The organism is Listeria innocua, assembly GCF_028596125.1.
Classification (GTDB): Bacteria; Bacillota; Bacilli; order Lactobacillales; family Listeriaceae; genus Listeria; species Listeria innocua.
The window spans coordinates 313,409-325,370 of record NZ_CP117229.1 but is presented as its reverse complement, the minus strand read 5'-3'; the positions used below and the strand labels follow the sequence as shown (position 1 = coordinate 325,370).

The following is an 11,962-nucleotide window of genomic DNA, read 5'->3' as shown; positions in this document are numbered from 1 at the left end:
CCCTCCCTTCACTGTCAATGTGGCTTTAAGCCGTACTTCAGTCTATATAATACTATGCGGAGTCTTAAAATTTTCTAATGTCGCATATATACTACTCGAAAAAAGAAAGCTAAAAAGATTGGTTCTTTTTAGCTTTCTTTAAATTATTTTTATATCGTTGCTTTTAAACTAAATTGTCGATACATTGCTTCATACTTTAACGCTTTATTCTCATAACCTAACACCCGTAAAATAGCTATCGCCTGCTTGATTTCTGCGCCTTCTCCCCGCTCAATAATTCCATGATAATACATGCAGAGAATTTTAAAATAAGCACCCTCACAATCATCACTAATCTTTTTTAAACTTCTTATCATCAGCTCCATATGCTCGATTTCATTTTTCTCTATAAAATCATCTATAATACTAGCAATCGCTGTTTGTAAAATCCTTCTTCCTCGTTCAAAATGACGATACCTGTCCAGCGTGTTTAATAATTTATAATAAAATGGCACCCGACTTTTCAAAGACAAGTACGGCAACATCCGAGTAAATAAGAATATATCCTCTAACGTCCAAAAAACAGCTTCAATCAGGTAGTTCTCCAAAATCCGAACCACTTTTTTATCCATAACTTGTTTGCCTTTTATATGGTCTAATTCAAGTTTTATCGCCGCGCTTTTTACTTGATTGATTTTTCCTTCTTCCGATGATATTTTTTGATAAAGTAATTCCCAAATAGCAATTTCATCCGTTTTACACGCCCGCTCGTAGGCTTCCCAAAAGTCCTCTTTCTCAGGCAACTCCTCTTGATGATACATGAAGAAAAACTCTTCCATACTTACCATTAGTTTTGTTACTATTTTCTCTAGTAAAATGCTCGATATTGCATGGGTTCCCTTTTCAAATTCAATTGCATAAGATTTACTAATAACCCCTGTGTACACTTCTTTTTGGGAGATTTTTTTAGACTGCCTTATTTGCCGAATCAGCTCACCATAACTTATCACCCGAAGACCTCCTCTTGACTCATTTCTTGCTTTTATTTTACATTCCTTTGTTTTCTCTCTGTAAATAGTGCTATATATAGTACATAAAACCTCTTTACCACAAACAAAAAAACACTAAAACGACTCCATTTTAGTGTTTTTAAATAGAAAATCTTAGGGTAGCTAATCTTCTACTTTAATATTTTCTTTTTCTAAAAATTGTTTTAATACCACACTATACAAATCTGCTATTGCTTCATAGCGTAGTTCTTTCCATGTTTGAATCGCTCTTTTGGCTTGGCGATAGCCCTTTTCCACTTCGCCTTCTTTCATCCAAATAGCCCCTTGATAATAATTGGCTACTATTCGATAAAAAGCACTGTTAAAGCTACCACTTGTTTCAGATGCTTCTTTTAATTTTTCGAGTACTAGATTCGCATAATTGATTTTATTCTGTATGATGAGTTCGTCTGTTAGATTAGCAAATAGATGGCAAAATAGCAGTCTTCCTCTATCATAGTACCTATACTTTTCATACGATTTCAACATAATTTGATAAAAGTGAATTTGTACTTCTTCCTCAAAAAAAGATATGCTATTGGAAAAAATACGAACCTCTTCTAAAGTCCACGTCTGCATTTTCCAAAGATAGTCATGAATAATTTTTTTATATTCATCGGAAATGTTTGATTCATCAAACACATTCGTACGCAAATAATGATTAATAGTTTGAATTCTCGTATGAAGTATCGCTTTTCTAACTTCTGACTGCTCCGTTCGCTCTAAAGTTATTTTATCTAGCAACGCCTGCATCCCTACAACATCATTTTTACCTGATAGCTCGACGAAATCAATCCAAAAACTATCATCCTCTGTCGAAGAAAAGTCTCTGTAAATAAAAAAGAATTCATCTAGAGGAACCATGATCCGCTTTAAAATTTCTTCAAACAAACTCAAAGTAATCTCGTGTTTACCTTTTTCAAATCCGATTGCATAAGACCTAGATATAATTCCTGTGTATACCTCTTTTTGAGTCAAACCTTTAGATAGCCGTATTTCCCGAATCAATTCGCCATATGAACCCATATGATATCCCCCTAATTAAGTTCTTCCATTTCAAAAAGTCGGAATGCAGTATCTATGCCTATGCCTTATTTGCTCTATTCCAAACCATTTAGGAATAATTGTTCTAAAATATATACCCTAAATACTAGTAGTTTAATTCTTTTAAAGATGAAAAGCTACTTACAATATCGTCATTTTCCTTTTCCTAAGTATTAATAGCACAAAAAAAGAATGTCATTTTTCACATTCTCTTTAAAAATATCGTTCTAAATCATTCGTTAATCTTTTTATTTTACTTCATACTTAGCGCGTTTTAATAACTCTACTTTTTTAGTTTCAGGGTTATTTTCCTGATATTGAACAGCCGTTAATTCATGAAATCCTTTTTTTAATTCTGTTTTACTTAATTGAATTTGAAAAGAGAGCTCGCCGCCTTGTTCCATTTGTACGATGTAGCCGTCAATGTAAATATAGGTCAAACTCGCCGTACTTAATTCTTTCATATGCACTTCCAATTTTTCTACAGATTCCCCCGCTTTATAAATACAAGGAGAATCATCTTGACTTGAAATTTCATCTGCTGCAATGAGCTCTAGCCATCCCTTTTTAGTATCTTTTGAAGAGAAAATCTGCTTTTCCCTTTTAGCCGAGACATTATGAGCGTCTCCTTTCTCCCTATCTTCGCAAGCTGATAATGCCACTAATACTATCAATAATAATATGAGCAACCAACTACCTTTTCGCAACATAGTGACACTCCCTTTTCATAACAATACAATGACTTTTATTTTTTTGAAAAAATGTCGAATATATACTACATAAAACCTCAAATAAGTGAAACGCTTTCATAAATATGCTAAACTCTCTTTGTAAACATTCCAATGAAAAGAAGGATGTGGAAAAATGTTCAGTGTAACTACTTTTAACATTCGTTTTGATGATACTTCTGAGCGGAAAAAGAGCTGGGAATTGCGTAAAACACTAACAAAATCATTACTTGATAAATATCAATGGGATTTCATGGGGGTGGAGGAACCTCTTCTGCCACAAATGCGCGACATGAAAGAAATGCTAGATTGGGATTATTTCGGGGTAGGACGAGATGATGGTTTTGAAAAAGGAGAATTTACGGCTGTTTTTTATAATTCTACTCGTTTTAGATTACTGCAAGAAGGGCATTTTTGGCTTTCAGAAACGCCAGATGTCCCTTCTATTCACTCAACAGCGATGTTTCCACGAATTTGCGTTTGGGGAAAACTAGAGGATTCGACTGATGGAAGACAGTTCTATATCTTCAATACGCATTTGGATCACGTCTCGGAGGAAGCTCGTCTATTTGCAAGCCAGCTTTTACTTCAAAAAGCCGGTCTGATTGCAGAGAATTTACCAGTGATTTTACTAGGAGATTTCAATACAGAACCAGAAACACCAACGTATAACTACATAACCAAAAAATATCAGGATGCGCAGTTGATTTCTCAAACTCCTATAAAAGGTCCAATTGGTAGTTTTCATGACTTCCAACCACTTCGACCTGAAAACGAATTAGAAAAAATTGATTACATCTTCGTGTCTAAAGAGTTCCGCGTACACTCTTACAAAACTATCACGGATCAAGTAGATGGCTGTTCTGCTTCTGACCATTTCCCTGTGACTGCAACACTAGAATGGGCATAAAAAAGAGAAGACGAATATCGTCTTCTCTTTCACTTATAACATTTCTTTAATCATTTTATAAAGCGCAAATCCCATTTCTGTATCATTTTTATGCACTTTTAAGGCGATTGGCGCGGAAAAAGAGGTGTTTTGTGTCACGACCGTATTGCCATCAACACCAATTTTCAAGTCAAAGTCACGGTCTAAAGTTCCCGCCGTCTCGATCGAAACATACTTTAATGCCTTCTTCGGGAAAAACTTGAATTCTACTTTCTTACCAGTTATCCCTTGAGCATCCACATTAAAAATCCCTTTTGAAGTAATAATAACTTCATCTCTTATAAATTTAAAAATTTGAATAATCTTTTCATCATCTTCTAAAAATCGTTCTATGCCATAAGATGATTCGGTAACAATTGCTGCTTTTCCCATTAGTTTGTCAAACATGAAACCCATCCTTTTTGTTGTAAGTATTCTTATTCAATTTTAAATGAACAAGTGAAGCCATATTAGCATAAAACGTTTTCATAGTATGTAGACATTATGTGAACAGTCTGCATTTTTAAATAAAAAAAAGCTACTAATCCTTGAGAACAAGTAGCCCTTTTATCATTTAAAATGCCTTACTAATAACACTTAGACCGATAAACAAGAACAGTACAGCCATGATCACGGAATTGTTTTGGATAAGCCATTTACGCGTACTATCTAATGCGTTGTTAAGTCGATTCCCAGCCAGTAAGAAAGCAATCGTTGGGATGTAAATCGAACAACAAGCGATAATTCCAAAAATAATAGTTGCCGTTGTTTCTTGCCCGCCAGTTAAATTCAGCGCACCAACACTAACACCCGCAGTCAGAGAAAGCAACATATTCTTAGGATTCACCGCAGATAATAAGAAAGCAAAAATCATCGCGCCAACTGGTTTAATATTGCTCATTTTTTCAAACCATTTTGGTGTTGCAGCTTTCTCCCCGTTTTTTGGACGTTTCGTAAAATCATGCGCACCGAGCAAAATAAGTAAAACCCCTAACACAATAAGTACCACTTTGACCAAGGTTGACTGATCTCCGGACGAACTAACCGCCGAACTCATTAAAAATAATCCAATAAAGAAAATAGCAATATTCCCAACAATCCAACCAACCGTATAAAAAATACTGTTAATCCGTGCCTTGTTGCTCAGTAAAATCAAAATAAGCCCTACAATTGGAAATGGACTAATTAAAATACCTACTGCCGGTGACAAAATAGCTGAAAAAGCTGAACCCACACTGACTCCCCCTCTATACATTTTTTTACAAATCCTTATCATTCAATCTACCTTTTTCCCTCTTATACTCACTAACAAACAATTGTCACTATATCATTCCTTATGTTCTTCCCCAAAAAAACAATACAATACATTTGCCATAAACAGCTCATTAAATGCACTAAAACGCTACTTTTCAAGCAAAGTTATTCTTCTAAAAGTCTATTTTTATATAAAAACTCCCATTATGGAATCGGTGACTAAAAATGGAAATTCATGTTAGGGCTATAATAATAGTATAATTTCTATTGTTCGTTCAAATACAGAGACAGGTGGAAATATTATGAAAAAAGTAACCCATAATGACGTACTGGCGCAAATTGATACTGTGACCAGTCCAGAACAACAACTGAACGCAGGAATAGCACAAGAGCAAGTCAGTTCTGTAAGACAATCAAATTCAACAAAAACAGACGAATCCGCGAGCACAGCAAGCATTTTATTCGGTATGCTCACTCTTTCTAAACGTAAATAACATCCGCTCCAAACAGAGTAGATGTTATCTGTTTCCGTTGACTATCCTAGTTATTTTTGCTATATTTTAATTATAAATCGGAATGTTACCGACGAAAGCCGGGCATAACCAAATATTTTTCTAAGTACAATGTTTCTCTGCATTTATTTAGAAAAGTATTTGGTTTTTTTTATAGATACTTTAAAATGTAGAAAAGGAGTTTTTAACATGCATACAAATACAGGATTTCCAGCCGACTTTTTATGGGGTGGAGCTGCTGCCGCAAATCAATTCGAAGGCGCTTACAACGTTGATGGAAAAGGACTTTCCGTTCAAGATGTTACTCCAAAAGGCGGATTCGGTCAAATTACTGACGGTCCAACACCAGATAACTTAAAATTAGAAGGAATCGACTTTTATCATCGTTACAAAGACGACGTGAAACTTTTTGCTGAAATGGGCTTCAAGGTTTTCCGTACTTCCATCGCTTGGTCCCGTATCTTCCCAAATGGTGACGAAACTGAGCCAAACGAAGCAGGACTACAATTTTACGATGATTTATTCGACGAACTTCTAGCACATAATATTGAACCGCTAATCACTTTATCTCACTATGAAACACCACTTCACTTATCGAAAACTTACGACGGCTGGGTAAATAGAAAAATGATCGACTTCTATGAAAACTATGTCCGCACTGTATTTAATCGCTACAAAGGCAAAGTAAAATACTGGCTAACATTCAATGAAATCAACTCCATTTTACACGCACCATTCATGAGCGGCGGTATTTCTACAAGCCCAGATAAATTATCTCAAAAAGACTTATACCAAGCTGTCCACCACGAACTTGTGGCGAGCGCGCTGGCTACAAAAATTGGTCACGAAATCATGCCCGAAGCTCAAATCGGCTGCATGGTCCTAGCAATGCCAACTTATCCGCTAACTTCCAACCCAGATGATATTATCGCTGTTATGGAAGCAGAGCGCAAAAACTACTTCTTCTCCGATGTTCATGTTCGCGGCGCTTATCCTGGCTACATGAAACGCTATTTCAGAGAAAATAATATTGAATTAGACGTAACAGAAGAAGACTTAGAAATCCTTAAAAACACTGTAGATTTCATTTCCTTCAGCTATTACATGAGCACAACTGAAACAGCTGACGAGTCGAAACGCAAAGCTGGCGCAGGAAACATCCTAGGAGGCGTGCAAAACCCTTACCTAGAAGCATCCGAATGGGGTTGGCAAATCGACCCTAAAGGTTTACGCGTTGTCCTAAACGAATTCTGGGATAGATACCAAAAACCACTTTTCATCGTAGAAAACGGTCTTGGCGCTATCGACCAACTAGAACAAGACGAAAACGGCAATTACACAGTAAATGACGACTACCGTATTAATTATTTGAGCGCTCATTTATCGCAAGTGAAAGAAGCGATTAAAGACGGCGTTGAGCTGATGGGTTACACTTCATGGGGCTGTATCGACCTTGTTAGTGCCTCCACTGCTGAAATGAAGAAACGTTACGGCTTTATCTATGTCGATCGCAACAACGACGGCACAGGTACGCTAAATCGTTATAAGAAGAAAAGTTTTGATTGGTACAAGAACGTTATTGCTACCAATGGTGAAGATTTATAAAAATGAGAAAACCCAGGTTTGCCCTTTTAGGAGGGGGAACCTGGGTTTTTTAATTGCTTGATAACCGATTGGCAATCTTCCGACCGAGTTATCGCTGAAATAACCGATACCCCGTCCGCACCTGCTGTGAGAACCTCGGCTGAATTTGTTTCATTAATTCCGCCAATCCCGACAATTGGTAGCTTAATTCCAGCCCGACGAATTTCTTCCAAAATTGCTGTTCCACTTACTGGCTCTGCATCCGCTTTTGAAATCGTGGGAAAAATTGGTCCTACGCCGATATAATCCACCGAGCCAAGTCGTTCTGCCTCCTCTGCTTCACTAACCGAATGAACCGAAAGCCCGATTTTCATTTTCCCGGCGCAACTCGCGATAACTTGGCGAATTTCTTCGTCGTTCTGCCCGACATGGATACCATCTGCGCCGATTTCGAGGGCTAGCGCGACATCATCGTTAATAATGAATGGCACTTGATATTTTGCGCATAATTGTTGGCATTTCAGCGCCATTTCTTTTCTTTCGGAGGTAGTTTGGAGTGAGCCCGCTCCTTTTTCGCGATATTGAAAACAAGTAATTCCGGCTTTCAGTGCTTCTTCTAACACACCTGGCAACGTTCCGCGGACTATGTCTTGCGTTCCAGCGATAAAATATACAGCTAGTTCAGCTCTCATTTCCCATCCTCCAATCGGTAAGCAAAATGGTTGGTTGGACCATGACCGTGACCAATTCCAAGCGGATATTTAATGGCACTTGTGATAAACTCTTTCGCAACTACAACACTGTCTAAAAGTGAATTACCTTTCGCAAGTTCAGCCGCAATACATGCCGAAAAAGTGCAACCCGTCCCGTGCGTATGAGGCGTATCAAAGCGCTCGCTCGTAAGCCATTTTGTCATTTCACCATCATAGTAAAAATCAGCCGCCTCGCTCATTTCGCTATGTCCACCTTTAATAACAACCGCTTTTACACCTAAATCAAAAATTTTCTTAGCAGCTTGTTCGATTTCCGCCTTTGTTGTGATTTTTTCTCCCAGAATTTCTTCGGCTTCTGGAATGTTCGGCGTAATTATCGTACCAAGTGGCAAAAGCTCATCTTTCAACACTTGTGTCGCCTCGTTTTCAAGCAAAGCAGTGCCACCTTTTGCAATCATCACGGGATCAATAACGATATTTGGGAAGTTGTGCAAACGGATATTCCGCGCCACTTCCCGGATAATTTCTGCATCCGCAAGCATTCCAGTTTTCACAGCGCTTACTTGAAAATCCTCTGCAATCGCGTCGCACTGTTCGCGGATCATTTCTACCGGGATTTTATGCACTGCTTTTACACCTAGCGTGTTTTGTGCCGTGATTGCCGTGATGACGGACATGCCAAAGGTTTTGCGCTCTTGAAATGTCTTGATATCCGCTTGTATCCCCGCGCCGCCGCCAGAATCTGAACCAGCTATCGTTAATACTTGTGGGAAAATCATTTGTGTTCACCACTTTCTTGAATTTTAGCTTTGGCACGCGTTTTTTCGACCGACCAACTAGCAAGCGCATCCAAAAATAGCGGTCGAAATGAACCTGGAAGTTTTCTTTCTAATTCGATTTCCGCGTACTCAGAAGCCACCGCATAACTCGCACACGCTTCGACACTAGCTCGAAAAGCATCATCCTGAACGGCAATAAAACTACCGCAAACCGCACTCAGCAAACAACCAGAACCAGTAATTCTTGGAAGCAGTGCGCTACCATTAGCCACTTTTGCAAAACGAGTTCCGTCCGAAATCACATCTACTTCGCCGCTAATAATAACAACCGTGCTCCATTCGTTCGCCACTTTTTCAGCAATGCTCAGCACATCCGCCGAACCAACACCCGCATCCACGCCTTTCGCTTCCCAAGCTTCACCAGCAATCGCCGCAAGCTCTCCCGCATTTCCACGAATCGCCGTAAACTGAATTTCTGCCAATAATTCTTGCACCACTTTACGACGGTATGAAGTCGCGCCAACACCGACCGGATCAAGCACAACCGGCGTCCCAGCAACATTCGCCGCACGTCCAGCAATTTTCATCGCTGTAACAAGCTCCCCGTCCAGCGTCCCAATATTAATCACGAGCACATCCGCCATTTTCGCAAGTTCATCCATTTCCTCTTTCGCAGAAGCCATAATCGGTGACGCACCAATCGCAAGCAAGCCGTTCGCCGAGTCATTCGCAACCACGATATTCGTAATATTATGTACCAACGGCCCTTTTTCCCGCACCTTTTCCAACATCATAAAATCAAACATAATTCACACTCCCACGCCAATTTTGTTTTTTATAAGCCATATCAAAAAACGCCCATTCCATTTCCACACTGATTTGAAAAGCCTGCTTCATCAGAGCAAGTTCCCGCGCATCCGCCATACTCGCCGCCTGTTCCACCAACCGCTTCTGCTGCAACACCACTTTTTGATAATTTTCATCCACATAACTATCCAACAACTCTTGATAAAATGGCTCCGAACTCCGCGCCCCTTCGTACATTTTCCCCATATCAGCATAAAGCGCATAACACGGTAAAAGCGCCGCAATTGTCACCCCAAAACTGCCAAAATCCGCCATCCGGTAAAGATGAGAAGTATAATGATAAGCAGTTGGCGCCGGTTTTCGCTCGGAAAAATCGCGCTCCGTTAGCCCAACCCGCGGATAAAACTGTTCGCGCATCAACAATTCCGACTGCTGAAGCCGCACCTGTACTTCCCTCATTTCCGTAGCAAGTTCCGCTGTCCCAGCCTGCTCCACACTTTTCTCAATCACCTTCTCAAAATGCGACAAATAATAATCATCCTGGAGTAGATAATAATAAAACGCCTCCTTCTCAAGTGTCCCATCCGCCAAACTCCGCACAAATGGATGTTGCAACGTTTCTTGCCATAAATCCCCTACTTCTTCTTGAAAACCGTGAACAAACATTCAAATTCCTCCTTTTGAACAATAAAAAAAGCGCCCACTGTCCCTTAGCATAAGCAAAGAAACAGTAGCCGCGATAAATTTTCCGGTCACTTTCACATTCACTTCCCTACGCTTGCACTAACAAACAGGTTCAAAGGGTCAGAAAGCATTACCTTCCTATCTCAGCCAGAATCGGCCCCCCTAGTTTTTCTTATTAAGTTGCGTTCATCATAACATAGAGTTTTACCGCTGTAAATCCCCAAATGTAATAAGCTCAAACCCATTTTCACTAAGCCAATCCCGCACCCGCGCGTCACAAATCGTCGCAAGCTCACGGCACCGCATCAACGTATAAGAAGAATTATCCAACACAAATTGATCCAAAAAACCGACATCAAAATGCATCTCAGCGATTTCATCTGGTGCCAGTTTCAGCAATCCGAAATCATCATTTAGGAAGTTTTCAACCGAGACTCCGCCATTTGTATAAGGGAGTGCGCCCGACTCGAGCAGTTTAGTAATTGGCAAATAACCTTCCTGATCTGGCCATTTTTTATCGCCGCTGTATTTTAAAGTGGTGTGAATCCCGAACTCACGCGCAATATCAAAGAAAGCTTGATCAACCGTTTCATCACCGATTGAGTGGCAGTCAATGTGTTCTGGGTAGTGACCCGTTAGCGCTTTGAACCGTTCCATTTGAGCGATAGTTTCCGTGCGCACATCTTCGTATTGGAATTTCAGTTCTGGGTTAGCCCGGTAATATTTGGAACGATGGAATTCCCCATTTTCGTCGACAAGTGACGGGATTTCCGCCGGGTTCGCGCATGGTTTCCCGAGCAGGAAGTTTGTGTGTTGCCCGATGAATAGGTCTGGGTGGTCTTTTGCGAGAGCGATTGCGTGCTCGGCAGTTTCTAGGTTTGGCATGAGTAAAGTGGATGTGGTGATGCCGGTTTTGTAGCTTTCGATGATGCCGTGGTTGATGGCTTTGGATAGACCGAAATCGTCTGCGTCGATGATTAGTTTTGGCATGGGTGGGTCTCCTTTCCTATTTTAATAATAAATGCTGATATTCAAATACTATTAATTTTAGTATATCTATAATTCATATAAATAAACAAATAGATGCTACTAAACTAAAAATTAAAGATACAAATAATATTTTAACTGCTTTTTTAGGAACCCAAATATTATTTAATAAAAAACTTTGTGCCATTTGATGGAATACATAAAATACTAATCCAAGCATTATAATACCTAAAGTATAATACGAACTTTCAGTGTACATATTAAATAATGGTCTGAAATTCGCTCTCCAATCAAAATATAGCCAAATAGTAGCACCTAGCAGTGCAAAAAGAGTTGTTAAGAATAACTGGATTTTCCGTAAAACTATATAATTATACTCTTTAAAATGAATTAGAAATAATTTAACAAAATTGGAAAGTGAAAAAATCAAAATAAAAGTGGCTAATGTATAAATGGTTTGAAATAACACATTTAATAGATAGGTATTGAAAGATGTTATTTTCATTAAATCAAAATAATAAAATGCCCAAAAACCACCTATTCCCAAACAGACAATATTAATAACTTTTCTTAAATATGAACACTTTTTTCCATATTTAGATTTCTGCTTGTTTTCTTTTTTATCTCCTAAATCATTTAATATTTCTCGATACGCTCTTTCTTGATATTTTGATTGCATAAGAACGTTAGTATAATTAAATGACGCATTATCTCCTTGCGTATTATTTATAATATTATTCGTTTGTTGAATCAAATCATTTTCAGCTTCACTATTTCGATTCTTGCTCTTCTTCTTTTCTGAAATAATAATATATATTGAAACTCCTATTTCTAAAAGAATCCCAATAATATTTAGAATATTTATTGATAATTCCAACGCTGCTTTTCATCTCCTGACATGTGCAATCTTCTAA

At 38.7% G+C, this 11,962-nt stretch carries 14 protein-coding genes and 1 riboswitch; of the genes, 3 read left to right on the top strand and 11 right to left on the bottom strand.

Annotation, left to right across the window (positions count from 1 at the left end; all coding sequences use genetic code 11):
• Positions 1-149: 149 nt before the first annotated feature.
• The 3 genes from PQQ29_RS02120 to PQQ29_RS02110 form a co-directional block, all read right to left on the bottom strand.
• Complete coding sequence (locus PQQ29_RS02120; RefSeq protein ID WP_010990352.1) at positions 150-989, bottom strand: helix-turn-helix domain-containing protein; 840 nt, start codon at positions 987-989, stop codon at positions 150-152.
• Between the two features lie 162 nt (positions 990-1,151).
• On the bottom strand, positions 1,152-2,054 hold the full coding sequence (locus PQQ29_RS02115; RefSeq protein WP_010990351.1) for an XRE/MutR family transcriptional regulator: 903 nt from the start codon (positions 2,052-2,054) through the stop codon (positions 1,152-1,154).
• 266 nt (positions 2,055-2,320) lie between these two features.
• Complete coding sequence (locus PQQ29_RS02110) at positions 2,321-2,779, bottom strand: superoxide dismutase (RefSeq protein WP_072218764.1); 459 nt, start codon at positions 2,777-2,779, stop codon at positions 2,321-2,323.
• 157 nt (positions 2,780-2,936) lie between these two features.
• Here PQQ29_RS02110 and PQQ29_RS02105 point away from each other — a divergent pair, with 157 nt between their 5' ends.
• Positions 2,937-3,710, top strand: coding sequence for an endonuclease/exonuclease/phosphatase family protein (locus PQQ29_RS02105; RefSeq protein WP_185325026.1), 774 nt, complete (start codon positions 2,937-2,939; stop codon positions 3,708-3,710).
• A 33-nt stretch (positions 3,711-3,743) separates the two neighbouring features.
• Here PQQ29_RS02105 and PQQ29_RS02100 read toward each other — a convergent pair whose 3' ends face one another.
• Both PQQ29_RS02100 and PQQ29_RS02095 read right to left on the bottom strand, forming a co-directional pair.
• Positions 3,744-4,136: a PH domain-containing protein gene (locus PQQ29_RS02100; protein WP_010990350.1), complete on the bottom strand. Its 393-nt coding sequence runs from the start codon at positions 4,134-4,136 to the stop codon at positions 3,744-3,746.
• A gap of 166 nt (positions 4,137-4,302) precedes the next feature.
• Complete coding sequence (locus PQQ29_RS02095; protein ID WP_010990349.1) at positions 4,303-4,962, bottom strand: GAP family protein; 660 nt, start codon at positions 4,960-4,962, stop codon at positions 4,303-4,305.
• A 322-nt stretch (positions 4,963-5,284) separates the two neighbouring features.
• On the opposite strand from PQQ29_RS02095, the gene PQQ29_RS02090 reads away from it, so the two are divergent.
• On the top strand, positions 5,285-5,476 hold the full coding sequence (locus PQQ29_RS02090) for a hypothetical protein (protein WP_003770250.1): 192 nt from the start codon (positions 5,285-5,287) through the stop codon (positions 5,474-5,476).
• 207 nt (positions 5,477-5,683) lie between these two features.
• Positions 5,684-7,099: a glycoside hydrolase family 1 protein gene (locus PQQ29_RS02085; RefSeq protein WP_010990348.1), complete on the top strand. Its 1,416-nt coding sequence runs from the start codon at positions 5,684-5,686 to the stop codon at positions 7,097-7,099.
• 26 nt (positions 7,100-7,125) lie between these two features.
• Here the strand turns inward: PQQ29_RS02085 and thiE are convergent, their stop codons facing one another.
• From thiE to PQQ29_RS02055, 6 genes are all read right to left on the bottom strand, one after another.
• The gene (gene thiE / locus PQQ29_RS02080; protein WP_185325027.1) at positions 7,126-7,770 is read right to left on the bottom strand and encodes a thiamine phosphate synthase; all 645 of its coding nucleotides are present in this window, start codon (positions 7,768-7,770) and stop codon (positions 7,126-7,128) included.
• Positions 7,767-8,570: a bifunctional hydroxymethylpyrimidine kinase/phosphomethylpyrimidine kinase gene (thiD, locus tag PQQ29_RS02075; protein WP_010990346.1), complete on the bottom strand. Its 804-nt coding sequence runs from the start codon at positions 8,568-8,570 to the stop codon at positions 7,767-7,769. Before thiD ends, thiE begins: the two co-directional genes overlap by 4 nt.
• Entirely contained in the window at positions 8,567-9,376 is an 810-nt protein-coding gene (thiM, locus tag PQQ29_RS02070; protein WP_010990345.1) for a hydroxyethylthiazole kinase, read from the bottom strand. The genes thiD and thiM overlap by 4 nt, the downstream gene beginning before the upstream one ends.
• The gene (gene tenA / locus PQQ29_RS02065; RefSeq protein ID WP_010990344.1) at positions 9,369-10,043 is read right to left on the bottom strand and encodes a thiaminase II; all 675 of its coding nucleotides are present in this window, start codon (positions 10,041-10,043) and stop codon (positions 9,369-9,371) included. Before tenA ends, thiM begins: the two co-directional genes overlap by 8 nt.
• Positions 10,044-10,129: 86 nt before the next feature.
• Positions 10,130-10,235, bottom strand: a riboswitch (TPP riboswitch).
• A 30-nt stretch (positions 10,236-10,265) separates the two neighbouring features.
• Positions 10,266-11,051 (bottom strand): ChbG/HpnK family deacetylase, encoded by a 786-nt coding sequence (locus tag PQQ29_RS02060; protein WP_010990343.1) that lies wholly within the window; start codon positions 11,049-11,051, stop codon positions 10,266-10,268.
• A 73-nt stretch (positions 11,052-11,124) separates the two neighbouring features.
• Positions 11,125-11,925: a hypothetical protein gene (locus tag PQQ29_RS02055; RefSeq protein WP_112120211.1), complete on the bottom strand. Its 801-nt coding sequence runs from the start codon at positions 11,923-11,925 to the stop codon at positions 11,125-11,127.
• Positions 11,926-11,962 lie beyond the last annotated feature (37 nt).